Here is a 25766-nt window from a genome sequence, read left to right as displayed (position 1 = left end):
GGGGTCGACGGTCGGCCGACCTGTACTGCGCCGGTCGCGTCCGAGACGTCTCGGTCGCGGCGGCGTTTGGGTGCTCTGAGTTTGAGCAAGCCCCTGTACCAGCGGAAGGCATCTCGCTGTCGGAGATCGGCACCGCCGATTTAGGACATCACCCGGAGCGGAACGACATCGTTGAACTCGGTCAGCGCTTAGGCTCCTGTCATGGCGAGCAAGCCGGACGAGACGCGTGACGGAGTACCGCTGACCAACCTGGATCAGCCGCTGTTCGACGGGGCCGACGCGACCAAGCGGGATCTGGTCGACTACCTCGACGCGGTGCACGAGCAGATGCTGGTGGGGTTGGCGGAGCGGGCGTTGTCGGTGGTCCGGATTCGCCCGGGGCAGCCGTCGTTCATGCAGAAGAACGTGCCGAAGTACACGCCGGAGTGGGTGCGGACGGTGCAGGTGTGGGCCGAGGCGTCGAAGCGTGAGGTGTCGTACGCCGTGTGTGACGACCGGCGGACGTTGCTGTGGTTCGCGAATCAGCGGGCGGTCGAGTACCACCCGGCGCTGATCCGGCTCGACCGGCCGGATCGGGTCACGCAGTTGGTACTGGACCTGGACCCGCCGGAAGGCGACGACACGTTCGCGCTGGCCGTGCAGGCGGCGCTGCTGGTCAAGCAGGCGCTGGCCAATCTCGGGCTGGACGGGGCGGTCAAGACGAGCGGTGCCAAGGGGGTGCACGTCTACGTACCGATCGACGACTCAGCCAGCATCGAGGATGCAGCCGCCGCGACCCGGGCGATCGCCGCCCGCGCGGCCCGAATCGACCCGGTGCTCGCGACCACGGCGTACGTGAAGGAAGAACGCCACGGCAAGGTCTTCATCGACTCCACCCGAGCCGGCGGCGCCACCGTCATCGCCGCCTACAGCCCCCGCATCCGCCCCGGTACCACGGTCTCCTTCCCTGTGGGCTGGGCCGACGTCGAGCAGGTCACCCCCAGGGACTTCACCGTGAAGACAGCACCCGGCCTACTCAAAACCTCCTGGCCGGACCAACTCCCCGCACCGCAAACCCTCCCCGCCGACCTGATTGCCGAAGGCCACGAAATCCCCATCGCCCGGGTAGTAGCCATGCACGAAGGCAAACGCCGCAAAGCCGCCGCCCGCAAGGCCGCCGAAGACAGCTGACGCTCAGGACTCCAAGGCTGTTCTCAGGTCCAATGCGGCATAGCGGACGTCGGCGACCGGGTGGGTTCGGAGGTTGATGAGCAAGGCGCGCCACTCGGGTGACCAGCCTGCGTAGTCGGTGGAGGCTGCGATCAGGGCCAGGGCGAAATGACCGTCCACTGCCCGACCGGTGGCAGCGAGTTGGGTGGCTGGGGCGAGTAGTGCGCCCGGAGGCAGGTGCCCTTGCGCGGATCCCAGTCGTCGGTGGAGTTGATCGGCTGCAGCTGCGATCACCGTCGGACGATCGGCGACGAGGTCGGCGATGGCAGTGAGGTCGGCGATCGGCGCTGTCGTCTCCATCGCCCAGATCAGCGGGGGGACCCGCAGCGCCAGGTACTCCGGTGCCACAAGTTCGGCGGCCGCGTCTACCAGCGGTTGCTTGCTGTTCCAGTCAACGGCGTCCTGCACCCTGCTCATCAGGACCGTCAGGCGCAGCCGGGCGGGGTGGTCGCGGTCGGCTTCGGCGTTTGGTACGTCTGGGTTGCTCTCCAAGCGGATCAGGAGCCGGACGACCGAGATCAGTTCATCGCGGCCCTGTCCGGTGGCGATCATCGCCGATAGCGCGGTGGCCGCGTCGTTCCAGTTCTGGCTGCGGTTGGTGAGGTCGGTGATGAAGGCGGCGCATACCGGTGCCACTGCCGGGTTGTAGGGAGCCCAGCCCGCCAGCGACCGCAGAGCCGCTCCCACAGTCGGCGACTCTGGCCGGTTGGTCACTGCGATCAGCAGGTCGGCATACCGGGACCTGTACTGCGCAGCGATGCTCAACGGCGCCCGCTGTACCAGGGCCTCCGCGGTAGCCGGCGAATCGTGCACAGCCTCCTGCAGCAACGCCCACGCCTCCGGCTCGTGCAGCAGGTGCTGCGAGGCGACACTGGTGATCGCCGCTCGCACATCCCGATGCGCACCGACCCAGGCCTCATCCAGTACTGCGCTAGCGCCCTCCGCCCGCAGTACTCCGAGCAGCCGCGCCGCCTCCTTGCGCGACGTCACCTTCACGCCCTCACCCAGCAGTACCGGCTGAAACGTCTCGGCCAGGGTGCTGGGCTTGGCGAACCGGGCAGCCCGACTGGCCGCGTAGAGGGCCACCCGCGCCCGGTCATCACCCGCATGGCTCAGCAGCACCGGCAGTGCGAGCTCCGGCTGGTCAATCCAGGCCAGTGCGCCGAGCGCCGCCTCCTGCAGCACCACCAGTTCGCTCGCGAGGAACGGCTCGAGCGCGGCCCGCCCGACGCCCGGCAACCGGCCGAGCGTCGAGACGGCCCGGGAGCGCGCCCACTCGGGCATGCGGGTGTCGTTGGCGGCGGCTGCCACCAGTTCGGCGTACCGGCTGTACTGGCGGGGGAGCCAGCGTTGCAAGGCGACCGGCGAGACCTGCCAGGCGGGGTGGTTGCGGGTGAAGCGGCGGATCCGGTCCGGCGCGGCCAGTACCGGGTCGAGGAGGTCGGTGCGGACCTCGGTGACGGCCGCCCAGACAGCGTCCCAGCGGGCCATCCCGACCTCGCGGTCGATGATGCGACCCACGCGTTCCGATCGGGTCGCCGGGGGAGCGAGCCAGAGCCTGGCGGCCTGGTCGACCGTGTACTCCTTGTTGGACCAGACGGCCTGCTCGAGAACCAGATGCAGCTCCTCGATGGCCCAGCCGCGGCGGCCGAACGCTTCGGCGATCGCGAAGGCCAGTCCGTACTCCTGACGCTTGGCCGCCGCCTCGACGTACGGCTTCAATGCTTCGTAGACGGCGACCTCGCGACCGCGCGGCAGACCGTCGATGAGTCCGTACAGGTTGACCGAGCCGCTGCTGTCGGCGAGCCGCGCCTGAGCCTGCAGACCCCAGTCGAGCACTGCGGATTGGTTGCCTAGGGCCCCTTGCTGGACCGCGGTCTCGGCGAGCTGGTTGAGCGAGGCGCGGGAGCTCCAGGAGAGATCGCGGGCTTCGAGGGCATCGGTCAGCAGGGTCTGCAGTGCGTCGACATGGAGGTTGGTGAGCTGCGATGGCGGCAACGAGGCAGCGGCGTCGAGCACTGCCTCACGGACCGGGTCCTGATCGTTGCGGACCCTCGCTGCCCAGCTCAGCGCCTTCTCGATCGACTCCGGGTCGCGCGAATGACCGGCGCTGGCGATGACGGCGCGGTAGATGACGGCACGAGCGCGCGCATCAGGCTGGCCCACCTGCGGGCCGAGGTGCGCGAAGGCCTCGTCGTACGGGAGGTAGGCGCTGTACTCCCACTGCCGTTGTGGGTCCCGGTCTCGGTAGAGCTCGATCATGCGACGGGACTGCTCGTGTCGGAGCGCCCGGGGGAGGACCGCCAGGAGGTCGTCGGACAGCTCGGTCCGGCCGAGTTCGATCGTGGTGGTGACGCCCTCGAAGATGGTCGCTCGCCGGGCGGGCGGGAGGTCGGAGAGCAGGTCGGCGAGGTTCGGCCAGAGGACGCGGCCGAGGGCGATCAGGTCGTCGTCGGCGAACCGGTACAACCTCCGCCGGAGCGCCGGGGTGAGAGCGCGGGAGAGCGCCCGAGCTCGGTCGGGGGCGAGCAGGAGCTGGAGCAGACCGGCCGGATCGAGGTCGGCGAGCCGTCCGATGATGCTGACGACTAGCGAGGGGAGGTCGTAGCGCGGCATCGCCGTCTTGATCAGTTCGAGCACGCGCTCGGGGTGACTGTCGATCGCCGTGACCACGCCGTGGGCGACGCTGTTCCACCACTCGGTCCGGTAGATGGTCTCGGCCGGCATCGTTCGGGCGGCGTGGTCCAGGACGGCTTCCGGGTGACGAGCGGCCAAGCGGCCCCAGTCGCCTGACGAGAAGGTATAGGCCAGGTCGGGCAGGAGGCGTTCGACGGTGGCCGAGTCGGTGCTGCTGAGCAGGCCGGCGGCGGCGTGGTCGCCCCAACGCTCGCGCTGTTCCTCGATCAGACGCGTGGCGAGTGCTTGCCGACGGGTCCGCCGGATGACTCCGAGGATGCGGGTGCGTAGGGCTGCAGGCGCATCGGCGTACAGGTTGTAGAGGGCATCGTCAGAGACCGGTACTCCGCGCCCTGCGGCGGCCAGTGCGCGCCATTGGAGTTGCGGGTCGCTGAGCAGCTTGGTGACGTGCTCGACGTCGCCGCCGATCTGCGCGAGCTGGAGGCCGATCGTCCGGGCGAAGGTGTCGCCCGCGTCGAGCTCGGTGATCAGCGCGGTCAGGTCGGGGGAGTGGCGTGCCTCGTGGGCGACCAGGCGGACGCGTTCGCCGTACGGGAGTCGGTCGAGGGCGGTCAGCAGTTCGGTCGCTCGCATTCCCACATCCTGCCCAACGGGGGAGTCAGCGGGCGGCCGAATCGCAGGGTCAGGCAGGGAGTTGCGCCGCCATCAGGAGCTCGGCCGCCTCGCGGGCGCGGGTCGCGGGGGCGGCGGACTCGGTGAAGACGGAGGTGGTGATCGCGCCTTCGCTGAGCAGGATCAGATAGTCGGCCAGGCGCTGCGGGTCCTTCGCACCGGCTGCTTCGGACAGCTCGGCCAGCGCGTCGCGGAAGCCGGCCTTGTGCTTGCGGGCCATCGCCGCGACGGCGGGGGAGACGGTGCCCAGCTCGCCGAAGGAGTTGATGAAGGCGCAGCCGCGGAAGCTCTTCTCCTGGAACCAGTCGTCGAGGAAATCGAAAACGGCGAGAATGCGCTCGCGTGGCCCGGTCTCCGCCTCGACGTGCTCGGCCAGCATCGACTTCCACTGCAGGTCGCGCTTGTGCAGGTAGGCCTCGATCAGGTGGTCCTTGGACGGGAACAGCTGGTAGAGCCGCTTGAGCGAGACGCCGGACGCCGTCCGGATCGCGTCCATCCCGACCGCCTGGACGCCGCGTTCGTAGAAGAGCGCGTCCGCCGCATCGAGCACCTGCTGCTGTGCGGTCGCTGTGTCGATCGTCATATCGCCTTCCTCGGACTTGCCGCTTGCGCGGAGAACCAACGTTCTCCTAGAGTACTCGACATCGGCGGAGAACGGTCGTTCTCCGCAATCTCGAGTCAGAGGGAGTACTGCGATGACCGTTCTGGAGCCTGCTGCCCAAGCCTTCGCCGACGCGACCAGCGTGCCGCCGTTCCTGTTCCAGCTGCCGCCGGACGAAGGCCGCAAGGCAGTCGACGACGTGCAGACCACCGACTACCCGAAGCTTCCGGTCGACGAGGAGTGGGTGACCGTCCCGGCCGGCGACGGTTCGGTGAAGGTGCGGATCATCCGTCCGGCCGGTGTGAGTGGGCCGTTGCCGGTGATCCTTTACATCCACGGCGCGGGCTGGGTTTTCGGTGGTTCGCACACGCATGACCGGCTGGTGCGGGAGCTGGCGGTCGGGGCGGGGGCGGCGCTGGTCTTCCCGGAGTACGACCTGTCGCCGGAGGCGCGGTACCCGGTCGCGCTGGAGCAGAACTACGCGGTGGCGCGCTGGATCGTTGCTGCGGGCAAGGATCACTCGCTGGATGCGAGCAGGCTGGCGATCGCGGGCGACTCGGTCGGCGGCAATATGACCGCGGCGGTGACGTTGCTGGCGAAGGAGCGGGGTGACGTGCGGTTCACCCAGCAGGTGTTGTTCTACCCGGTCACGGACGCGTCGTTCGACACGGCGTCGTACAAGGAATTTGCCGTGGGCTACTTCCTGCAGCGGGACGGGATGAAGTGGTTCTGGGATCAGTACACGACCGACGAGGCACAGCGCAACGAGATCACCGCGTCCCCGCTTCGGGCTACCCTCGAACAGCTCCGCGGCCTGCCCCAGGCGCTCGTGATCACCGGCGAGGCGGACGTACTGCGGGACGAAGGCGAGGCGTACGCCGCCAAGCTCCGCGAGGCCGGCGTCGAGGTCACGGCCGTCCGGCTGGGCGGCATCATCCACGACTTCGTGATGGTCGACGCCCTCCGCGACACCCACGCCGCTGAAACCGCCATCAGCCTAGCCATCACCACGTTGCGCAAGGCCCTCGGCTGAAAATCCCCTTGTACTACCGGCCGCCGGCGCTGACCTTCTCCAACTCAGCGTAGGCGGCCGCAAGCTTGGGCAATGTGTAGTGCGCATTCAGCCCACTCGGATTAGGCAGAATCCAAACCCGCGTCTCCCCGATCCGCTTGCCCTGCTCACCCATCCCCGCCTTGCGCTCACCGAACGCATCCCGGTAAGCCGTAACCCCCACCACCGCCAACCACCGAGGCTGGTAGGCGAGCACCTTCCGCACCAAGTTCTCACCTCCAACAACCAACTCAGCCTTCGTCAACTCATCAGCCCGAGCCGAAGGCTTGTCCACCACGTTGGTGATCCCCAGCCCCAACCCCAGCAGCTCCCCCTGCTCATCCGGCCGTAACTGCCGAGGCGTAAACCCGGACTGGTGAAGCGCCGGCCAGAACCTGTTCCCCGGCCTCGCGAAGTGATGCCCCGTCTGAGCCGACACCAGCCCCGGGTTGATCCCACAGAACAGCACCCGTAGACCCGGCTTGATCACATCACCCAATGCCTGCACCCCAGCACGGTAGCCACCCACCCACCACCCCGGGGCGGAGGGGCGGTGGGCCGATGGGGCGATGGGTGCACTTTGTGCACGACGTGAGCATCTGAAGCCGGCCGAAACGCCCAGGCGGAGCACAAAGTGGGGTCTGGCATCGGTGGGGTGGTCAACTCGGGGTTGACGCAGTATGAAAGTCAACCTAGCGTTGACGCATGACTCCTGGGCCGAACCTTCAGCAACTCATCGACACGATCCGCGAGGATGCCGGCTCCGACGACGTCCTCGACCAGCTCGGCGCCGCCGCCGGCACGATCAACGAACTGACCAGCACCAGCGACGCCGCCCTCGGGTACTTCGTCGATCGCGCCCGTGGCGCCGGCAAGTCCTGGGTCGAGATCAGCGCCGTACTCGGCGTGAGCAAGCAGGCCGCGCACAAGCGCTTCGCCGACTCCTGGACCGCTGAGGCGGTTCTCGGGCACTACACGCCGCGGACCAAGGCAGTGCTGGATGCCGCGAAGGATGTCGCCCGCGGCCTCAACCACCCGTTCGTCGGTACCGAGCACCTGCTGCTCGCCTTGTACAGCCAGCCGGAAGCGCTGGCCACCCGCGTCCTCGTTGCTCGTGGCATCGCCGAGGAGGCGGTCGCCGAGGCTGTCGCACCGCTGAGTCCCGCCAAGGGCCCGTCGAAGGATGTCGAGGCCGCGTTGTCGGCCGAGAATCCGCCGTACACGCGGAAGGCCGCGCATGTGCTCCAGGGCGCGGTCGCCGAAGCGCTCGTGCTCGGCCACAACTACGTCGGTACCGAGCATCTCCTGCTGGCCTTCTACCGCGACTCGGCCAGCGTCGCCACGGAGGTCCTGACCGGCCTCGGCCTCGACGAAACGGCTGCCTGGGCAGACGTCCGGGCCGCGCTCGAAGAGGTCACGAAGGCCAAGTAGGTTTGGCCGCATGCCTGACTGGAGTTCCCGCCTGGAAGAGTTGGCCGCCGGGGCCGCGGTACCGGGCGCGGTGCTCGGGATCTGGGCCGACGGTGAGCAGAGCATCACGCCGTACGGCGTCCTGAACCGCGCGACCGGTGTCGAGGTCACGGCCGGCTCGCTCTTCCAGGTCGGGTCGATCACCAAGACCTGGACCGCGACCCTGATCGCGCAATTGGTTGCTGAGGGCAAGCTCTCGCTCGACGACGCGGTCGTGAAGGTGCTGCCCGAGGCGCCGGTCGACGGCCGGATCACCGTCCGGCACCTGCTCACGCACCAGAGCGGCATCGATGGCGATCTGTTCACCGACACCGGCCGCGGCGACGACTGCATCGAGCGGTACGTCGCTTTACTGGGGGACGCGGAGCAGTTGTTCGAACCTGGTACGGCGTACTCCTACTGCAACGCCGGATTCGTCCTCCTCGGCCGGCTGATCGAGGTCCTGGACAACCGCAGCTGGGACGAATCCCTGCACGCCCGGCTGATCGAGCCACTCGGCCTGACCCAGACGACGACGCTGCCCGAGCAGGCCATCCTGCACCGCAACGCGCTCGGCCATACCGCGGACGGCGTACCGGTGAAAACCTGGAACCTGCCCCGCAGCATCGGCGCCGCCGGCCTGATCACCCAGAGCGCGGCCGACCTACTGACCTTCGCCGAACTCCACCTCGATGGCTATGCCGAGATGCGCGATCCCCAGGTCGCCGTCCCCGGTGCGGCCGGCGGCTTCGAGGCGGTCGGCCAAGCGTGGCGGCTCTACGACTGGTCCGGCCGCAAACTCTTCGGCCACGACGGCACGACAGTCGGCCAACTCGCCTTCCTCCGCATCGACCCAGAGGCCCGCCTAGCCGTCTGCCTGCTGACCAACTCGGCCAACGCGCCGGCTCTCTTCGACCAGCTGGTCTCCGAGGTCTTCACGCACTACGTGGGCGCCGCCGTACCGCTCCCGCCGGAGCCGATCGAGGGTGTTTCCGCAGGTGAGACGCATGTTGGCGTCTACGAGCGAGCAAGCGTCCGGATGGAGGTCGTCCGCCGCGACGACCGCCTCGTCCTCACCTCGCAGGCCACCGGTGATCGGCTGGCCTTCGCCGAGGAACCCGTCGTCGAGTACGACCTCTACCCGACCACCCCCGCCGACGGCAACCACTTCGTCACCCGCAGTGCACCCGACCAACCCTGGACCACGGTCACCTTCACCCCGACATACTTGTTCAACTCGGGACGGGTCACTCCGCGGTCTGTCCCGACCGACAGGACATAGTCGGCATCTCGGCCGGGCGTCACGCTCACGGGAACGGCGCGCTGCCGCAGTTTGGGGACTATGTCCTGTCGGTCGGGACGAGATATCGCGGGCGTGCTTGGCAAGAGCGAGCTAACGTCGTCTGAGTGACCAGTGCACCTGTTGAGCTTCCCCGTAAGGCCGGCGAGCTGCGCGCCGCCGGATTCGTCCCCCGCTCGATCAAGGCCGAGCTCCGCGACAACCTGCTGACAGAGTTGCGCGCGGGCCGCAACCCCTGGCCCGGCATCGTCGGCTTCTCCCGCACCGTGATTCCCCAGCTCGAACGCGCCCTCATCGCGGGGCACGACGTAGTACTCCTCGGCGAACGGGGACAAGGCAAGACCCGCCTGCTCCGTACCCTGATCGGCCTGCTCGACGAGTGGACCCCGGTGATCGAGGGAGCCGAGCTGCCCGAGCACCCGCTCGACCCGATCACGCCCGCGTCCAAGCGCCGCGCCGCCGAGCTCGGTGACGACCTGCCGGTCGCCTGGCTGCACCGCAGCCTCCGGTACGCCGAGAAGCTCGCGACCCCCGACACCTCGGTGGGCGACCTGATCGGCGACGTCGACCCGGTCAAGGTCGCCGAGGGCCGCAGCCTCGGTGACCCCGAGACGATCCACTTCGGACTCGTACCGCGCGCGCACCGCGGCATCGTCGCCATCAACGAGCTGCCGGACCTGGCCGAGCGGATCCAGGTCGCGCTGCTCAACGTGATGGAGGAGCGCGACATCCAGGTCCGCGGTTACACCCTGCGGCTGCCGCTCGACGTGTTGCTGGTGGCAACGGCCAACCCCGAGGACTACACCAACCGCGGCCGGATCATCACGCCGTTGAAGGACCGGTTCGGTGCGGAGGTACGGACGCACTACCCGCTCGACATCGACGCCGAGGTGGACGTCGTACGGCAGGAATCGCATCTCACCGCCGAGGTGGGCGAGCCGCTGCTCGAAGTACTGGCCCGGTTCGTGCGGCACCTGCGGGAGTCGACGGCTATCGATCAGCGCTCGGGTGTTTCTGCGCGCTTTGCGGTCGCCGCGGCCGAGACGGTTGCGGCTGCTGCGCTTCGCCGTTCCGCGATCACGGGTGAGGAACCGGCTGTCGCCCGGCCGGTCGATCTCGAAGCTGTTCCCGCGGTACTGCGGGGGAAGCTGGAGTTCGAGCCGGGTGAGGAAGGGCGCGAGACGGAGCTGCTCGAGTACCTGCTGCGTCGGTCCGTTGCCGACACCGCTCGTGAGCGCTTCGCCGGTCTTGATTTGACCCCTCTCGCGGATGCCGTTGCCGAAGGCCACATGGTGACGACCGGCGAGCGGATCCCGGGTCGCGACGTACTGTCCGCTCTGCCCGAGCTGCCGGTACTGCACGACGTGGCGGCGCGTGCCGGGGTCTCGCCCGACGACTCACCTGGCCGGATCGCGGCGGCGGTCGAGCTGGCGCTGGAGGCGCTCTACTTGTCCAAACGACTGGCCAAGGACGCCGACGACGACACGACCGTCTACGGAGCCTGACATGTCGCAACTACCGGAAGGCTGGTCGTACGGGCCGTGGCACGACGGTCCTGACCCGCTCGCCCCGCCGGTGGATCTGCGGGACGCGCTGGACGAGCTCGGCCGCGACGTGATGGGCGGCTCGTCACCGAGGTCCGCGCTGGAGGAGTTGCTCCGGCGCGGCACTCGCAACACGCAAGGGCTGGACGATCTGACTCGCCGGCTGTGGGAGCGGCGGCGTGAGATCCAGCGGCGGCACAACCTCGACGGGACGCTGCGCGACGTACAGCGACTGCTGGACGAGGCGCTTGAGGCTGAGCGGCATGATCTGTTCCCGAACCCGTCGGACGATGCGCGGTTCCGTGAGATGCAATTGGATGCGCTGCCGTCTGGGACTGCCGCGGCTGTGCGGGAGTTGGCTGACTACGACTGGCAGTCGAGTGAGGCCCGGCAGAAGTACTCAGAGATTCGTGAGTTGCTCGGTCGTGAGCTGCTGGGGTCGCGGTTCGAGGGGATGAAGGAGGCCCTGCAGAACACGACGCCGGAGGATGTCGAGCGGATCAACGAGATGCTGTCCGATCTCAATGCGCTGCTTGCTGCGCATGCGCAGGGGCATCCGGAGATCGACTCGCTGTTTGGTGAGTTCATGGCCAAGCATGGCGAGTTCTTTCCGGAGAATCCGCGGAATGTGGATGAGCTGATCGACGTACTGGCGGCTCGCGCGGCGGCTGCGCAGCGGATGCTGAACTCGATGACGCCGGAGCAGCGGGCTGAGTTGGCGGAGCTTTCGCAGCAGGCTTTTGGGAATGCGCAGTTGTCGCAGCAGTTGGCGAATCTCGATGCACAGTTGCAGGCCTTGAGGCCGGGCGAGGACTGGTCGGGGTCTGAGCGGATGAGTGGTGAGGATCCGCTCGGGTTGGCCGAGGGCGCTCGGGCGATGTCGGATCTGGCCGAGCTGGATGCGCTGGCGGAGCAGTTGGCGCAGTCGTATCCGGGGGCTCGGTTGGAGGACATCGATCTCGATGCGCTGACTCGGCAGTTGGGTGACGAGGCGACGGTCGACGCGCGGCGGTTGTCGGAGCTCGAGCGGGAGCTGCGCAACCAGGGGCTGCTGGAGCGTGCGCCTGACGGCACGTTGCAGTTGTCTCCGAAGGCGTTGCGGCAACTCGGGCAGACGGCGCTTGCCGACGTACTGCGAACCGCCCGCGGCCAGTCCGGCGAACGCGACGCGGCGTCGGCTGGAGCGGCCGGCGAGCTGAGTGGGTCCACCCGGCCGTGGCAGTTCGGCGACACCCAGCCGTGGGATGTACCTCGCACGGTGCGCAACGCAGTACTGCGAACCGCCTCACGTGACGGCTCGGTGCGGCTGGACGTAGCCGACGTCGAAATCGCCGAAACAGAACACCGCGCCCGGGCTGCCGTCGCGCTGCTGGTGGACACCTCCTGGTCGATGGTCCAGGAAGGCCGCTGGCTACCGATGAAGCGAACAGCCCTCGCCTTGCACCAACTGATCTCCACCCGCTACCGCAACGACGCCCTCCAACTGATCACCTTCGGCCGGTACGCCGGGGTCGTGGAACTACCGCAGCTGATCGGCATGGAAGGGACCTGGGAACAAGGCACCAACGCCCACCACGCCCTCCTGCTAGCCGGCCGCCACCTACGCCGCCACCCCGACGCCCAACCCGTAGTACTGATGGTCACCGACGGAGAACCAACGGCCCACCTGGAACCAGACGGCACGGCGGAGTTCGACTACCCACCCCGCCCAGCAACCCTCCGCAAAACCATCTTCGAAGTAGACCGCCTAGCCAAACTAGGCGCCACCGTCTCCATCTTCCGCCTGGGCGACGACCCCCGCCTGAACCAATTCGTAGACCTCTTGGCCCGCCGAAGCGGCGGCCGAGTCCTAGCCCCCGACCCAGACGGCCTAGGCGCAGCCGTAGTAGGCGACTACCTAAGAACCCGCCGCCGCCTCTAGCAAAGAACAAAGAGGATGGTCGCGGCACCGCGTGTGGTTGGCGAGGTGCCGCGACGTAGGGATGTGCGGTGATGGACTGTCTGATCCTCGGTCGCGTCGAGGGTCAGCCGGCGAAGGCTATTGCGTTGCCGTCTGGGTCGCGGAGGATGAAGTCGGTGCCGCCCCAGGCTTGTTTGGTTAGTTTTTGGGTGATGTCGGCGTTGGCGGCCAGGTATTCGGTGTAGAGGTCGCGGACGTTCGGTGTGTTGATGAACGCCATGATCAGGCCTTCTCGGGCCGCGGCGCCGCGGGCGAAGACCAGCTCGTGTACTTGCTTCAGGTGCAGAGTGGCGCCGTCGCGGGAGACCGAGCCGTAGAACGGTGGGTTGCCGTGGAGGAAGTCGGTTTGGAAGCCGAGTTGGTTGCGGTAGAAGGTGGCCGAGGCAGTTACGTCGGCGACGTACAGGACCGGTTTGGCGCTTGCGGGCGTCGGGTGCTGGGGAGCCGGTCGTGCGTTGGTGGGCGCGGCTTCCGTGCTCGCCTTGAGGTCGGCCCAGGTGGCATGGCCGGCTTCCAGGGCGATGATTTCTTGGGCTTCGGTGAGGGGGAACTTCAGGGCGAGGGCTTCGCGGTCGGACAGGGTGCGATAGCGGGCGAGTTGCCGGATGCGGCCGCCGATCGAGAAGTTACCTTCGCGGTGCCAGCGGACGAGCAGTTTCGCCTGTTTCTTGTACGTTTCCAGCTTGGGCATGGCGCTCCCTCTTCGGTGGTGAAGTAGGTGGGCCTTGCCCTTTCGGCTGCTGTGCCGTTGCGCCCTACGACCGGGTTCGAACCCCGCGCCTGCGGCAAAAACACTAGCACTCCGGCGGGTCGGTGAAGGAGATCGGTTTGCCGGTGGTTCGGGCGTGGGCGATTTCTCTGGTGGTGGATTCGCCGAGGTAGCCGCCGGGGTTGACCACCAGGACGCGGTCGGCCAGGTCGATCTTGCGGAGGTGGAGGGCGCCCAGGGCGGTCTTCTGTTCGGGGGTGAGGGGATCGTCGGGGCGCGGGGAGACGGCTGGGGCGAGGACGATGGCGCCTGCGATGGTCAGGGCGCGGTTCGCCGCCTGCATCTCGTCGGCGAATCGGATCGAGCCGCAGATGCAGACGATCTCAGGGCGGTCGGGCGCAGCGAGAGGTCGGTCGGGCGCAGCTCGAAGTCGGTCAGGCGTCGCAGGGCGGAGGCCGGTCAGCAGGAGGTCCAGGAGGCGGGCTGCCATTGGTTGGTGGTCGGGGGAGCCGGCGACGGTGAAGATACCGATGAGGGTGGCGGCGATGTCGGTGGCGGGGACGTCGGGGCGGAGTTGGCCGGTGGCGCGGCCGGCTTCGAGGAGGTGGTCGATGGCGGCCAGGAGTTCGGCGCGGGTGTCGGCGTGGGGGAGATCGCCCGATTCGATCATCGTGACGAGGGTGTCGATCATGCCGTTCTTGGTGGCGATCCAGTCTCCGAAGAGGTCCATCCAGCGGCGCAGGGCTGTGGCTGGGTCCAGTTGAGTGAGTAGCTCGCGGGCGCCGGTGGTCAGTCGGGAGACCTGGTCTCGGTAGACCGCGTCGACGAGCGACTCACGGGTGGGGAAGTGCCGGTACAGAGTGGCGATGCCGACCCCGGCTTCCACAGCGATCGCCCGCATGGACGGCTCGGTCTCCGCTGCGGCGAACATCCGGGTCGCCACGTCCAGCAGCTGCTGGCGGTTGCGGGTCGCGTCGGCCCGCGGTCTACGGCTCTCGGCGGCAGCCAAAACGGATCACGCTCCACTTATGCTAGCTTGGATATAGAAACGGAGCATACTCCGTTTATGAGGCCAGCTGCAGGAGAGAGACGAGCATGAGAGAAGCGAGCATGAGCCGGGCGGTCCAGTTCGAGTCGTTCGGTGGACCGGAGGCTCTGATCATCCGCGAGGTGCCCGTGCCGCAGGCCGGAGCAGGACGGATCCGCGTGCGGGTCACTGCGGCCGGCCTGAACCCGATGGACTGGTTCATGACCTCCGACGCCGAGACCGCCGCGCGATTCGGCTTGAGCCTGCCCTGCGGATTCGGCACTGACTATGCGGGCGTGGTTGATCAGGTCGGTGACGGCGTCAGCGAGTTCGCTGTCGGCGACCGGGTGTTCGGCGGCGCGCTGTCCCGCGCGGTCGCCGACTACATCGTCGTGGACGAGGCGGGTGCAATCGCTCACGGCGGCGAGGCACTCCATACCCCCGACGGCGTCGACGATCGCACCGCTGCCACGCTCGCTATTGCGGGCCGTACGGCGGCCGCGGCTCTCGCTGTGATCAACCCCGGTCCGGGCGACACGGTGCTCATCGGCGGCGCGGGCGGCGGAGTAGGTGTGTTCGCCGTCCAGCTCGCAAGGCTTGCCGGTGCCCGAGTGATCGGTACCGGGTCGGCGAGCTCCGCGGATGCCCTGCGTGCATTGGGAGCCGAGCCAGTCGCGTACGGCGATGGCCTGGTGGACCGTGTCCGGGCGCTGGTCCCCCAAGGCATCACCGCAGCCATGGACCTGCACGGAACGGACACAGTGCAGGCGGCGCGCGAACTCGGCGTACCGGACGAGCGCATCACCACCATCGCTGCTCAGATCGACGGGATCACCGCGGCGAACGGCGCCAACACGACCCGGGCCGCCGTCGAAGAGATCGCCGAACTGGTAGCGGCAGGGCAGCTCCGGGTGCCGATCGCCAAGAGCTTTCCGGTCGAGCAGATCCGCGCCGCGGTCGAGCTGCAGGCCGAGCGGCACGTGGCCGGCAAGGTCACCATCGACCTCTAGGAACACCTCGAAGGCAGGCCTGTACCCAGCACCGAAGGCGGGTATGCGCCTGCTTCCGCTTTTCCTCGGAAAAACCCGCCGTTGTCCTGCGTTGTCAACGTGGCAAGGGTTTTCCGGCCGATGGATGTGGGCAGCATCACCCGTCTCAACGTGAGACCAGTGTTCAACTGGACTGGTTTTCTGGCTTACTCTGAAAAGACGCCGTCGCCATTGGAGTCGTCGGGCCAGCGGTCACCACGCCGCGACAAGTCGCCGTCCAATCTCGGGCCCACACCTCAGGGAGCCACCGTGCCGAAACTCGTCTACGACTTTGCCGAAGGCAACAAATCCATGAAGCAGCTTCTCGGCGGCAAGGGGGCCAACCTCGCCGAGATGACCAATCTGGGTCTGCCGGTACCGCCCGGCTTCACCATCACCGCCGACGCCTGCAAGGTCTTCCTGAAGACCGGTTCGGTACCGCCGGAGCTGGCCGACGAGATCGACCACCACGTCGCCGAGCTCGAGCAGAAGATGGGCAAGAAGCTCGGCCAGGCCGACGACCCGCTGCTCGTCTCGGTCCGTTCCGGGGCGGCCGTGTCGATGCCCGGCATGATGGAGACGGTGCTCAACGTCGGCCTCAACGACGACTCGGTGAACGGTCTCGCGCACCACTCCGGCAACCCGCGGTTCGCCTGGGACGCCTACCGGCGGCTGATCCAGATGTTCGGCAAGACCGTGCTCGGGATGGAAGGCGACATCTTCGAGGACGCGATCGAGGCGGCCAAGCAGGCCAAGGGCACCAAGAACGACCTCGACCTGGACGCCGACGACCTCAAGGCGCTGGTACAGACCTTCAAGGCGGCCGTGCACGAGCACACCGGCCGCGAGTTCCCGCAGGACCCGCGGGCGCAGATGGACCTCGCGATCGAGGCCGTCTTCGGCTCCTGGAACTCCGAGCGCGCGATCCTGTACCGCCGCCAGGAGCGGATCGCCACCGACCTCGGCACGGCGGTGAACATCTGCTCGATGGTCTTCGGCAACCTCGGGATGGACTCCGGGACGGGGGTCGCGTTCACCCGGGACCCGTCGAGCGGCCAGCCCGGCGTGTACGGCGACTACCTGCAGAACGCCCAGGGCGAGGACGTCGTCGCCGGCATCCGCAACACGGTCCCGCTGGCCGATCTGGAGCAGATCGACAAGGCGTCGTACGACGAACTGATGACGATCATGGCCAAGCTCGAGGGCCACTACCGCGACCTGTGCGACATCGAGTTCACCGTCGAGCGCGGCAAGCTGTGGATGCTGCAGACGCGGGTCGGCAAGCGGACCGCCGGCGCGGCCTTCCGGATCGCGACCAGCCTGGTCGACGAAGGCGTGATCGACACCGACGAGGCGCTGCGCCGGGTGAAGGGCGCGCAGCTGGCCCAGCTGATGTTCCCGCGCTTCGACGGCGACGCGGCCACCGACCTGCTCACCAAGGCGATCGGCGCCTCGCCGGGTGCCGCTTCTGGCAAGGTGGTCTTCACCTCCGCCGCCGCTGTCGAGGCCGCCGACCGGGGCGAGAAGGTCATCCTCGTCCGCCGGGAGACGAATCCTGACGACCTGCACGGCATGATCGCCGCCCAGGGCATCCTGACCAGCCGCGGCGGCAAGACGTCGCACGCGGCAGTCGTTGCCCGGGGCATGGGAAAGACCTGTGTCTGCGGCGCCGACGAGCTCGAGGTCGACGTCGCCGCGCGCTCGATCAAGGTCAACGGCAGGACGATCGCCGAGGGCGACATGATCTCGATCGACGGCACCACCGGTCAGGTGTTCCTCGGCGAGGTACCGGTCGTGCCGTCGCCGGTCGTCCAGTACTTCGAGGGCACGCTCGCGGCCGACGCCGGCGACGAGCTCGTCGCGGCCGTGGACCGGCTGATCACGCATGCCGATGAGACCCGGCGTCTCGACGTACGGACGAATGCCGACACCGCCGAGGACGCGGCCCGGGCTCGCCGGTTCGGTGCCCAGGGCATCGGTCTGTGCCGGACCGAGCACATGTTCCTGGGTGAGCGCCGGGAGGCCGTCGAGCGGCTGATCCTGGCGGACTCGGCGGAGGAGAGCGACGCGGCGCTCGCAGTACTGGAACCCCTTCAGCGTAAGGACTTCCTCGAGCTGCTGGACGCGATGGACGGGCTGCCGGTGACGATCCGGTTGATCGACCCGCCGCTGCACGAGTTCCTGCCGCCGCTGACCGAGCTGGCCGTCAAGGTCGCGCTGGCGAAGGAGCGCGGCGAGGACCCGGGACGCGACGCCCTCCTGCTCACCGCGGTCGAGCGGCTGCACGAGCAGAACCCGATGCTGGGTCTGCGCGGCGTACGGCTCGGGCTGGTGATCCCCGGTCTGTTCAAGATGCAGGTCCGGGCGATCGCGTCGGCCGCCGCCGAGCTGAAGAAGGCCGGCAAGGATCCGCGGCCGGAGATCATGATCCCGCTGGTCGCCGCGGTCCAGGAGCTGCAGTTCAGCCGCGACGAGGTCGAGGCGGTGCTAACCGAGGTCGCCGCGGCCGAGGGCGTCGAGTGGTCGACGCCGATCGGCACCATGATCGAGCTGCCCCGGGCGGCGGTGACGGCGGAGCAGATCGCGGAGGCAGCCGAGTTCTTCTCCTTCGGTACGAACGATCTGACCCAGATGACGTGGGGCTTCAGCCGTGACGACGTCGAGGGCTCGTTCTTCTCGACGTACCTGGAGAAGGGCATCTTCGCGGTCTCACCGTTCGAGTCGATCGACCGCGAAGGCGTCGGCGCGCTGGTCAAGATGGGCGCCGAGCGCGGCCGGACGACCCGCCCCGACCTGAAGCTCGGCATCTGCGGTGAGCACGGCGGCGACCCGGACAGCATCCACTTCTTCCACGAGGCCGGGCTCGACTACGTCTCCTGCTCGCCCTTCCGCATCCCGGTCGCCCGCCTCGAAGCCGGCCGCGCGGCCCTGGACTGACCCCTCACCTCCCCGTACGCCGGGCGCTAGTGCGCCGTGTCGGAAGTTCAGTTGCGCTACTCCCGACACGGCGCACTAGCCTTCAGCAATGAGCCGGGAGAGCTTGCGCCAGACGTTCGGGGAGGACGCGGAACTCTACGACCGGGTCCGGCCGACGTACCCACCACGCCTGTACGACGACATCGCCACCCTGCTGCAGGAGCCGCAGCGGCCGCGGGTGCTGGAGATCGGCTGTGGGACCGGTCAGGCGACCAAGCCGATGCTGGAGCGTGGCTGGTCGGTGAAGGCGGTCGAGCTGAGCCCGGAGCTCGGCCGGGTGGCGCGGACGAAGCTGCCGGAACTCGAGGTGATCACGGCCGCCTTCGAGAGCTGGCCGTTGCCGGCCGAGAAGTTCGACCTGGTGCTGTCGGCGACGGCGTTCCACTGGATCGATCCGGTCGTCCGGGTGCCGAAGTCGGCCGACGCGCTTCGGCCGGGTGGGCTGCTCGCGATCGTCTCGACGCATCACATCGCCGGTGGCTCCGAACAGTTCTGGACCGACGTACAGGACTGCTATCGGCGCTTCACCGACGATCCGGTCGAGGTCGAGATGCTCACGGCGGACGAAGTACCGCAGGAGGACGCTGCCGAGATCGACGCGAGTGGGCGGTTCGGGCCGGTCGTCGTCCGTCAGTACGAGTGGGAACAGCGGTATTCGGCCGCGGAGTACCTCGATCTGCTGAGTTCTTATTCTGGTCATCGGGTCTTGACATCTGAACGGCGTAACGGACTGTACGAGTGTGTAAGCGCTCTCATCAACGCCGCCGGGGGGTCGATCACGAAGCGTTACCTGACGAGACTGACCGCTGCAAATCGCCTTAACCAACCTCTTGCATCCGGCTGATCCGGTGGTCAAAATAACCGAGCGGGAAGGGCGATCACCGTCGACTTTAGGGTCCGACCTGAACCAGCCGCTGTGGCGGCTCGTGACTCCCTTCCCGCACCAACGTTGAGATGGCGAGCGGGCCGTGACCTCCCTGAGTAGGGTTGAGGTCATGGCCCTTTTCGCGCTCCAGCTGAAGTTCACCGACCCGGCCCGCCGGCTGGAGGTGATGCCGACCCACCGCGAGTACCTCGCCGAGCTGTACGCCGCGGGCAAGCTGCACGCCGCCGGACCGTTCGCCGACGCGAGCGGCGCCCTGCTGATCTACGACGTCGCCGACGAGGCGGAGGTCCGCGAGATCATCGCCAACGACCCCTACACCGCGGCCGACGTCTACGAGGTCGTCACGCTGCAGGAGTGGGACAAGAGGTTCCCGCCGGCCTGAAGGCCGGCGGGACGTAGTACAGGTCCTCAGACCTCGGTCGGCTCGAGTTCGAGGTAGTCGACGTAGGCCCACAGCCAGACGAGCGGGGCGAGCACCATCTCGGGCTCGCCCGTCTCGTCGTCGGCGACGAACAGCATCGACGCGTCGCCGTTCGAGATGTCCTCGACGACGGCCGGGCAGACCGCGACGGCGGCGTCGAACGGCACGATCTCCGGGCCGTCGTCCCACAGCGGCGCGGGCAGCGGCAGGACCGGCGCCTCGTCGGTGCCGTCCATCTCGACCGAGACCTTCTGCAGCATCTCGTACAGGTCGTAGGAGATCAGGCCGGCCAGCGGGCTGCCGCCGATGCCGATCAGATACGGGTCGTCGGCGCCGGAGCGGAACGCGTCCCGGACCTCGGGGAACGCGGCCGGCAGATCGTTCACCTCGATGTACGGCGCCTCGGTCCCGTCGTCCTCGTACTCGTCCTCTTCCTCGGCGAGCTCACCGCTGCGCATCTGGTCGAACGAGTGCAGCAGGTCGTTCAGCTCGTCGTACGCGCCGCCGCCCGGAGCCGCCTGGGCCCGGTTCTCCAGGTCGCGCAGGTGCTCGACCAGGTCGTCCTCGAAGTGCAGGTCGTACTTCGGGAGTCCGGGCTCACGTCCCGCGTTGATCCGCGCGACGAGCTGGGTGGAGATCGGCCCGAGCCGCTCGGCCAGCACCTCGAGCGGGGTGGTCGGCTTCTCCTCCTCGTCGTGGGCGCAGGAGTCGTCCTCGGTCTTGCCGTCGCTCTCCATCGCGAGCAGCACCGAGAACGCGGGGAAGGCGATCAGGGCCGCGGTGGCGAGCATCCCGTCGCCGATCAGCATCAGCGGGTTGCCGCCGGCCTCGGTCCGTCGCAGGTGGTCGGGCAGCAGCAGCGCGGCCTGCTCGACGTTGACCTGGCTGGCCAGGGAGGACAGGCCGTGGTCGGCGTCCACCCCGAGCTGCTCGACGAGGGTCTCGGAGCTCATGTCGAAGGTGGAGCGGAGGTAGTAGCGCAACCAGCCGGCGTCGACCGGGTTGCCCAGCAGTTCGGCGATCCGGGCCCGGAAGTCGGCGAGATCGGCGATCGCCAGCACGACCAGCACCGGCTGGTCGCCGTCACCGATCACCAGCGGCCGGGTGTCACCGTTCTGGAAACCGTCGATCACTTGGTGCAGGCCTTCGGCCGCTGCCTCCAGCGGCCAGGACTCCGCCTCGAACTCGGTCACACCCGCGGTGTGAACGTCGTCGGGCATCTTAGTGTCCCGTCAGCGAGGTAGCTCGGCGCTTGCGGCGCCCAGGCACGCACCTCGCGGCACTTGAGCAGCATCCACGATGCTCCGCATCGAGGACGCTCCTCAAGCGCCGCGATGCACGCACCTGAACACCTCCATCGTTCGAGCTACCTCGCTGACGGGACACTGGTGTTCCTCTCCGGGCGGTCGGAATGGCTAAGACTATGACGCGGGGGACGCACCGGGGGTTGGCGGGCGGTGCGTCGTGACGTTGGCTACGCTGTGAGCGGCGGGTCGGTGCAGGGGTATCTCACATGTGAGATAAGGTCCGGCGCATGACTGATGACTACCTGAGCCGGATCGGCAATCTCATCCGGGACGCCCGCAAGCACCGTGGCTGGACGCAGACCCAGCTCGCCGACGTGCTGGGCACCAGTCAAAGTGCGGTGAACCGGATCGAAAAGGGTCATCAGAACCTCACTCTCGAGATGCTCGCCCGGATCGGCGAGGCACTCGACTCCGAGATTGTCTCTCTCGGTGGCGGTCCGGTCCACCTCCGTGTCGTCGGTGGACGCCGGCTGTCCGGATCCATCGACGTGAAGTCGTCCAAGAACGCCGGTGTGGCGCTGCTCTGCGCCAGTCTTTTGAATAAGGGCCGCACGACGCTGCGCAAGGTCGCGCGGATCGAGGAGGTCAACCGGCTGCTCGAAGTACTGAACTCGATCGGCGTGAAGACGACCTGGCTGAACGACGCCGGCGACCTGGAGATCGTGCCGCCGGCGCACCTCGACCTGGCCGGGATGGACGCCGAGGCGGCCCGCCGGACCCGCAGCATCATCATGTTCCTCGGCCCGTTGCTGCACCGCGAGGACACCTTCGCCCTGCCGTACGCCGGTGGCTGCGACCTCGGCACCCGGACGGTCGAGCCGCACATGTCGGCGCTGCGCCCGTTCGGCCTGGAGATCAAGGCGACCGCGGGGGAGTACCACGCGCTGGTCAACCGGGCGATCACGCCGGGCAAGCCGATCGTCCTGACCGAGCGCGGCGACACCGTGACCGAGAACGCCATCATGGCCGCCGCCCGGTACGACGGCGTCACGGTGATCCGCAACGCGTCGTCGAACTACATGGTCCAGGACCTGTGCTTCTACCTCGACCTGCTCGGCGTGAAGATCGACGGCGTCGGCTCGACCACGCTGACCGTGCACGGCACCCCGGACATCGACGTCGACGTCGACTACGCGCCGTCCGAGGACCCGATCGAGGCGATGAGCCTGCTCACCGCGGCGATCGTGACCAGCTCGGAGATCACCATCCGGCGGGCGCCGATCGAGTTCCTCGAGATCGAGCTGGCGCTGCTGGAGGAGATGGGCTTCGACTACAGCCGCAGCGACGAGTACCTGGCCGAGAACGGCCGGACCCGGCTGGTCGACCTGACCACCCGGCCGTCAACGCTGCACGCGCCGATCGACAAGATCCACCCGATGCCGTTCCCGGGCCTGAACATCGACAACCTGCCGTTCTTCGCGGTGATCGCGGCCACGGCGACCGGGCAGACGCTGATCCACGACTGGGTCTACGAGAACCGCGCGATCTACCTGACCGACCTGAACAAGCTCGGCGGCCGGGTCAAGCTGCTCGACCCGCACCGGGTGATGGTCGAGGGCCCGACGCACTTCTCCGGCGCCGAGATCATGTGCCCGCCGGCGCTGCGGCCGGCGGTCGTCACGCTGATCGCGATGATGGCGGCGAAGGGTACGTCGGTGCTGCGCTCGGTCTACGTGATCAACCGCGGCTACGAGGAACTGGCCGCCCGGCTCAACTCGCTAGGCGCCCAGATCGAGACGTTCCGCGACATCTGAGTCCTGCACACTCTGCTCGTCCTGGACGAAGGCGACGGCCTCGGTGACGACCTCTGGATCAACCATGATCTGGCGGTGGCCGAGGCCGTTCGTCTGCAGGAAGTGCGCCTTCGCTCCGTATCTCTCGAGCAGGATCGGCGCTTGACCCGGATCGACCACCTCGTCCTCGTCGTTGTGGATCGCCAGTAGCTCCGTCGCGCCTTCCGATACCGAGTACTTCGTCCAGATCGTCTCGTCGCCCTCGAACAGCCCGCGCTCGATCGCCTTCCTCAGCTCGGCGTTGACCTTGGCGTCGAGTTCGAGCTCGCGGCAGAACGCATCGACCAGATACCCGAAGTCAGCCAGCCCGCTGATCGTCACCACCCGCTTGGCCCGCACCCCCTCGCGGAGCGCGTACAGGGCGAACGGGACGCCGAGCGAGTGCGCGATCACGCCCTCGAAGGTCCCGTTCTCGTCGGCCAGCTTGTTGATGATCCGCTGGTGATCGAGGATCGTGCCCGCCTTGAGCATGGTGTCGCCGTGCCCGGGAGCGTCGTACGAGACGGGGCTGTAGCCGAGCTCGACCAACCGCTCGACGAACGCGTAGTACCGCGAAGCCCGCGACCGCCAGCCATGCACCAGCAGCACCGGCCGCTCGCCATCACCCCACGCGTACGTCACCACCCCGTCGACCACTCGGGTCTTCGCCGCCTCGTGCACCGCGCGCTCAACCGTTCGCACCTTGCCCCGCGCCAACGGCCGCCGCCACAACTCGAACGCCACCCGCCCCGCGATCCTCGACGGCAACACCTTCAAACTCGCCCGCACCACCTCGACGATCACCGCGCACTCCACTCCGGATCGCGCCCGGTCAGCGCCAGCAACCGCTCGACCGCCCCAGCCCCTTCACCCACCGGTACTACGGCCGCGAACGCCCCACCCACGGGCCGCGCCGCCGGAAACAGCGCGCTCAACCTCAACGCCGCGGCAGCCAGCTCAACCGGAATCGGGTTGGGCAGGTCGATCGCCCGAGCCACATCCCAGGCATGCACGAGGTAGTCGAGGAAGTGCATCGCCGCGGCGACCGGCCCCGGGAATACGCCGAACTCCCGCACCTCGACCATCCGCTGCAGCACCTCGTCATCGGCGAACGCCTTCGCCAGCAGTTCGACCGACGCCGGGAACTCGACCAGCGCGACCTCCGGCGGACCCGGCTGCCAGGCGAGCCGGTCGACCACCCCGGAGGCGTTGCTCGCGAAGCCGCGGTTCTCGGCCACGAGGTGGGCGACCAGTTCGCCGAGGTTCCACTCGTCGCAGGGGGTCGGATAGGAGAGCTGGGCGGGCCGGACGGCGCTCACCTGGGTGAGGCAGAGGTCGGTGGCTGCTCGATCGAGGCTTCGGGGATCGAGGTCACGCAGTACAGAGGTCATCGGAAGTCCGATCCTAGGAAAACTATACGAACGGTCGTATTATTAGATCGTGAATGCGGTGGCGTCAAGCGAACTAAGATCTCCGGCACAGGAGGTGGCGGTGGAGACGCGTGTCGACGGACGGCTGGTGCGGGGCGACCAGACCCGGCGGATCGTGCTGGCCAAGGCGGTCGACATCGCCTCGGTGGACGGGCTGGAGGGCCTGTCGATCGGGCGGCTGGCCAAGGAGCTGGAGCTCAGCAAGGGCGGGGTTTTCGCTCACTTCGGGTCCAAGGAAGAGCTGCAACTGGCGACGGTCCGCGCGGCTCGCCGGATCTATGCCGAAGCGGTGGTCGAGCCTGCCTTCGCGGTTGAGCCCGGCCTTGGTCGCGTGTGGGCGTTGAGCGAGGCTTGGCTCGACTACTCCGAGCGCCGCGTCTTCCCGGGCGGCTGCTTCTTCGCGAAGGCCTCCCATGAGTACGGAGCGCGGACCGGAGCCGTGCACGACTACTTGGCCGAGGTCAATCACGAGTGGATCGGATTGGTCGAGCAGACCATCTCCGAGGCGATCGCGGCGGGCGAGCTGGCGGCGGATCCGGTCCAACTCGCCTTCGAGTTGAACGCCTACTACGACTCGGCGAACCTCGCCTCACTACTCCGCACTGACGACGGCGCCATCTACCAGCGCGCCCGCCACTCGATCCGCGCCCGACTCGAGTCCGCCGCAACAGCCGGCACTCCACTGCCTTGGTGATCCCCGGTACGCCGACCTGGCGTGGTGGGGGTTGCATGGTGCTGGGCCCGAGGAGCTGCGGCTTGCGTGGTGCCGAGCCAAAGGGGCTGTGGATTGCGTGGTGTTGAGCGTGGTCCCGGGGTGCCCCGTCATCGCGAGTAGCTGTCCGCGCATCGTTCGGCGTCGGCTGGACGGCGGGCCGATGGCTCCGTCGAAGCTGGCGTCCGGTTGCGACTAGGAACTGTGGTTGCGTGGTGCTTGGCTGAGGGTGCAGTGGTTGTGGGGTGCTGAGGGGCTGCCGATGGCGTGGTGCTGAGCCAAAGGGGCTGTGGATTGCGTGGTGCTGAGCGTGGTCCCGGGGTGCCCCGTCATAGCGAGTAGCTGTCCGCATCGTTCGGCGTCGGCTGGACGGCGGGCCGATGGCTCCGTCGAAGCTGGCGTCCGGTTTGCGACCAGGAGCTGTGGTTGCGTGGTGCTGAGCCGAGGGTGCTGTGGTTGTGGGGTGCTGGGCCTGAGGGGTTGTGGATTGGGTGGTGCTGAGCACCAGGGGCTGTGGATTGCGTGGTGCTGAGCGTGATCCCGGGGTGCCCCGTCACCGCGAGTAGCTGTCGGCGCATCGTTCGGCGTCGGCTGGACGGCGGGCCGATGGCTCCGTCGAAGTTGGCGTCCGGTTGCGACCTGGAGCTGTGGTTGCGTGGTGCTGGGCCGAGGGTGCTGTGGTTGTGGGGTGCTGAGCCTGAGGGGCTGCGGATGGCGTGGTGCTGAGCACCAGGGGCTGTGGATTGGGTGGTGCTGAGCTGAGGGGACTGTGGTTGCGGGCTCCCGCTGCGGGAGTGTGCTAGTCGAGACAGTGCGCGTCAAGAGCGCTTCGCGTCCCTTCGGGATCGAACAAGTTCGACTCTTGACCCGCACTGTCTCGACCAGGGAAGGACGCAGCTATCGGGATCCCGCGCAGGAGTCTGGGCCCAGGGTCTCTTGGGTGAGGCGGGTCGTGTCCCGGGGTGCCGATCGCAAGGTAGGCCGGGTTGCGGGGTGAGGGCGGCAAGGGTGGCGGGGTGGCGATGGCGGGGTCGGCCGGGTTGCGGGGTGAGGGCGGCAAGGGTGGCGGGGTGGC

Annotated in this window: 20 protein-coding genes; 12 read left to right on the top strand and 8 right to left on the bottom strand. The window is 68.1% G+C overall.

Features of this window, described 5'->3' with window-relative positions:
* Positions 1 to 201 precede the first annotated feature (201 nt).
* On the top strand, positions 202 to 1170 hold the full coding sequence (ligD, locus tag ABD768_RS14285; protein WP_344840893.1) for a non-homologous end-joining DNA ligase: 969 nt from the start codon (positions 202 to 204) through the stop codon (positions 1168 to 1170).
* A 3-nt stretch (positions 1171 to 1173) separates the two neighbouring features.
* Here the strand turns inward: ligD and ABD768_RS14280 are convergent, their stop codons facing one another.
* Both ABD768_RS14280 and ABD768_RS14275 read right to left on the bottom strand, forming a co-directional pair.
* Positions 1174 to 4479, bottom strand: a complete 3306-nt coding sequence (locus ABD768_RS14280; protein WP_344840891.1) for a hypothetical protein — start codon at positions 4477 to 4479, stop codon at positions 1174 to 1176.
* Positions 4480 to 4528: 49 nt separating this feature from the next.
* Positions 4529 to 5101, bottom strand: a complete 573-nt coding sequence (locus ABD768_RS14275) for a TetR/AcrR family transcriptional regulator (RefSeq protein ID WP_343977016.1) — start codon at positions 5099 to 5101, stop codon at positions 4529 to 4531.
* Positions 5102 to 5213: 112 nt separating this feature from the next.
* Between ABD768_RS14275 and ABD768_RS14270 the strand changes: the two genes are divergently transcribed.
* On the top strand, positions 5214 to 6152 hold the full coding sequence (locus ABD768_RS14270; RefSeq protein WP_344840889.1) for an alpha/beta hydrolase: 939 nt from the start codon (positions 5214 to 5216) through the stop codon (positions 6150 to 6152).
* Positions 6153 to 6165: 13 nt separating this feature from the next.
* Here the strand turns inward: ABD768_RS14270 and mug are convergent, their stop codons facing one another.
* Positions 6166 to 6678, bottom strand: coding sequence for a G/U mismatch-specific DNA glycosylase (gene mug, locus ABD768_RS14265; RefSeq protein WP_344840888.1), 513 nt, complete (start codon positions 6676 to 6678; stop codon positions 6166 to 6168).
* A gap of 197 nt (positions 6679 to 6875) precedes the next feature.
* Between mug and ABD768_RS14260 the strand changes: the two genes are divergently transcribed.
* The 4 genes from ABD768_RS14260 (at position 6876) to ABD768_RS14245 (ending at position 12384) form a co-directional block, all read left to right on the top strand.
* The gene (locus tag ABD768_RS14260) at positions 6876 to 7601 is read left to right on the top strand and encodes a Clp protease N-terminal domain-containing protein (RefSeq protein WP_343977026.1); all 726 of its coding nucleotides are present in this window, start codon (positions 6876 to 6878) and stop codon (positions 7599 to 7601) included.
* Positions 7602 to 7611: 10 nt separating this feature from the next.
* Positions 7612 to 8901, top strand: a complete 1290-nt coding sequence (locus ABD768_RS14255; protein WP_344840886.1) for a serine hydrolase domain-containing protein — start codon at positions 7612 to 7614, stop codon at positions 8899 to 8901.
* 125 nt (positions 8902 to 9026) lie between these two features.
* Entirely contained in the window at positions 9027 to 10424 is a 1398-nt protein-coding gene (locus ABD768_RS14250) for an ATP-binding protein (RefSeq protein ID WP_344840884.1), read from the top strand.
* A gap of 1 nt (position 10425) precedes the next feature.
* On the top strand, positions 10426 to 12384 hold the full coding sequence (locus ABD768_RS14245) for a vWA domain-containing protein (protein ID WP_344840882.1): 1959 nt from the start codon (positions 10426 to 10428) through the stop codon (positions 12382 to 12384).
* 103 nt (positions 12385 to 12487) lie between these two features.
* Here ABD768_RS14245 and ABD768_RS14240 read toward each other — a convergent pair whose 3' ends face one another.
* Together ABD768_RS14240 and ABD768_RS14235 are read right to left on the bottom strand one after the other, a co-directional pair.
* Positions 12488 to 13114 carry a glyoxalase superfamily protein gene (locus ABD768_RS14240; protein WP_344840880.1) on the bottom strand — a complete coding sequence of 209 codons (627 nt, stop codon included), beginning with the start codon at positions 13112 to 13114 and terminating at the stop codon, positions 12488 to 12490.
* 103 nt (positions 13115 to 13217) lie between these two features.
* On the bottom strand, positions 13218 to 14141 hold the full coding sequence (locus ABD768_RS14235; RefSeq protein ID WP_344840878.1) for a TetR/AcrR family transcriptional regulator: 924 nt from the start codon (positions 14139 to 14141) through the stop codon (positions 13218 to 13220).
* Positions 14142 to 14227: 86 nt separating this feature from the next.
* On the opposite strand from ABD768_RS14235, the gene ABD768_RS14230 reads away from it, so the two are divergent.
* The 4 genes from ABD768_RS14230 to ABD768_RS14215 all read left to right on the top strand — a co-directional run bounded on the left by ABD768_RS14230 (position 14228) and on the right by ABD768_RS14215 (position 19431).
* Entirely contained in the window at positions 14228 to 15169 is a 942-nt protein-coding gene (locus tag ABD768_RS14230) for an NADP-dependent oxidoreductase (protein ID WP_344840876.1), read from the top strand.
* 288 nt (positions 15170 to 15457) lie between these two features.
* The gene (gene ppdK, locus ABD768_RS14225; protein WP_344840874.1) at positions 15458 to 18124 is read left to right on the top strand and encodes a pyruvate, phosphate dikinase; all 2667 of its coding nucleotides are present in this window, start codon (positions 15458 to 15460) and stop codon (positions 18122 to 18124) included.
* An 88-nt stretch (positions 18125 to 18212) separates the two neighbouring features.
* Positions 18213 to 19007, top strand: a complete 795-nt coding sequence (locus ABD768_RS14220) for a class I SAM-dependent methyltransferase (RefSeq protein WP_344840872.1) — start codon at positions 18213 to 18215, stop codon at positions 19005 to 19007.
* A 151-nt stretch (positions 19008 to 19158) separates the two neighbouring features.
* The gene (locus ABD768_RS14215; protein ID WP_343977053.1) at positions 19159 to 19431 is read left to right on the top strand and encodes a YciI family protein; all 273 of its coding nucleotides are present in this window, start codon (positions 19159 to 19161) and stop codon (positions 19429 to 19431) included.
* A 26-nt stretch (positions 19432 to 19457) separates the two neighbouring features.
* Here the strand turns inward: ABD768_RS14215 and ABD768_RS14210 are convergent, their stop codons facing one another.
* On the bottom strand, positions 19458 to 20690 hold the full coding sequence (locus tag ABD768_RS14210; RefSeq protein ID WP_343977056.1) for a hypothetical protein: 1233 nt from the start codon (positions 20688 to 20690) through the stop codon (positions 19458 to 19460).
* Between the two features lie 314 nt (positions 20691 to 21004).
* On the opposite strand from ABD768_RS14210, the gene ABD768_RS14205 reads away from it, so the two are divergent.
* Complete coding sequence (locus ABD768_RS14205; RefSeq protein WP_343977058.1) at positions 21005 to 22531, top strand: helix-turn-helix domain-containing protein; 1527 nt, start codon at positions 21005 to 21007, stop codon at positions 22529 to 22531.
* On the opposite strand, the gene ABD768_RS14200 is transcribed toward ABD768_RS14205, so the two are convergent.
* Positions 22496 to 23353, bottom strand: coding sequence for an alpha/beta hydrolase (locus tag ABD768_RS14200; RefSeq protein ID WP_344840869.1), 858 nt, complete (start codon positions 23351 to 23353; stop codon positions 22496 to 22498). The two genes, ABD768_RS14205 and ABD768_RS14200, sit on opposite strands and share 36 nt — an antisense overlap.
* The gene (locus ABD768_RS14195; protein WP_344840868.1) at positions 23350 to 23940 is read right to left on the bottom strand and encodes a TIGR03086 family metal-binding protein; all 591 of its coding nucleotides are present in this window, start codon (positions 23938 to 23940) and stop codon (positions 23350 to 23352) included. The genes ABD768_RS14200 and ABD768_RS14195 overlap by 4 nt, the downstream gene beginning before the upstream one ends.
* A 100-nt stretch (positions 23941 to 24040) precedes the next feature.
* Here ABD768_RS14195 and ABD768_RS14190 point away from each other — a divergent pair, with 100 nt between their 5' ends.
* A complete protein-coding gene (locus ABD768_RS14190) occupies positions 24041 to 24673 on the top strand; it encodes a TetR/AcrR family transcriptional regulator (protein WP_344840866.1) in 633 nt (210 codons plus the stop codon).
* The last annotated feature ends 1093 nt before the right edge of the window (positions 24674 to 25766 follow it).

Origin of the sequence: Kribbella ginsengisoli (assembly GCF_039537185.1) — a bacterium.
Lineage (GTDB): Bacteria > Actinomycetota > Actinomycetes > Propionibacteriales > Kribbellaceae > Kribbella > Kribbella koreensis.
This window is presented reverse-complemented; position numbering and strand designations above follow the sequence as displayed.

Bases quoted from the DNA above. Each gene is read 5' to 3' on its own strand.
- ligD (WP_344840893.1), top strand. From the start codon at position 202: ATGGCGAGCAAGCCGGACGAGACGCGTGACGGAGTACCGCTGACCAAC.
- ABD768_RS14280 (WP_344840891.1), bottom strand. From the start codon at position 4,479: ATGCGAGCGACCGAACTGCTGACCGCCCTCGACCGACTCCCGTACGGC.
- ABD768_RS14275 (WP_343977016.1), bottom strand. From the start codon at position 5,101: ATGACGATCGACACAGCGACCGCACAGCAGCAGGTGCTCGATGCGGCG.
- ABD768_RS14270 (WP_344840889.1), top strand. From the start codon at position 5,214: ATGACCGTTCTGGAGCCTGCTGCCCAAGCCTTCGCCGACGCGACCAGC.
- ABD768_RS14260 (WP_343977026.1), top strand. From the start codon at position 6,876: ATGACTCCTGGGCCGAACCTTCAGCAACTCATCGACACGATCCGCGAG.
- ABD768_RS14255 (WP_344840886.1), top strand. From the start codon at position 7,612: ATGCCTGACTGGAGTTCCCGCCTGGAAGAGTTGGCCGCCGGGGCCGCG.
- ABD768_RS14245 (WP_344840882.1), top strand. From the start codon at position 10,426: ATGTCGCAACTACCGGAAGGCTGGTCGTACGGGCCGTGGCACGACGGT.
- ABD768_RS14240 (WP_344840880.1), bottom strand. From the start codon at position 13,114: ATGCCCAAGCTGGAAACGTACAAGAAACAGGCGAAACTGCTCGTCCGC.
- ABD768_RS14230 (WP_344840876.1), top strand. From the start codon at position 14,228: ATGAGAGAAGCGAGCATGAGCCGGGCGGTCCAGTTCGAGTCGTTCGGT.
- ABD768_RS14220 (WP_344840872.1), top strand. From the start codon at position 18,213: ATGAGCCGGGAGAGCTTGCGCCAGACGTTCGGGGAGGACGCGGAACTC.
- ABD768_RS14215 (WP_343977053.1), top strand. From the start codon at position 19,159: ATGGCCCTTTTCGCGCTCCAGCTGAAGTTCACCGACCCGGCCCGCCGG.
- ABD768_RS14210 (WP_343977056.1), bottom strand. From the start codon at position 20,690: ATGCCCGACGACGTTCACACCGCGGGTGTGACCGAGTTCGAGGCGGAG.
- ABD768_RS14205 (WP_343977058.1), top strand. From the start codon at position 21,005: ATGACTGATGACTACCTGAGCCGGATCGGCAATCTCATCCGGGACGCC.
- ABD768_RS14195 (WP_344840868.1), bottom strand. From the start codon at position 23,940: ATGACCTCTGTACTGCGTGACCTCGATCCCCGAAGCCTCGATCGAGCA.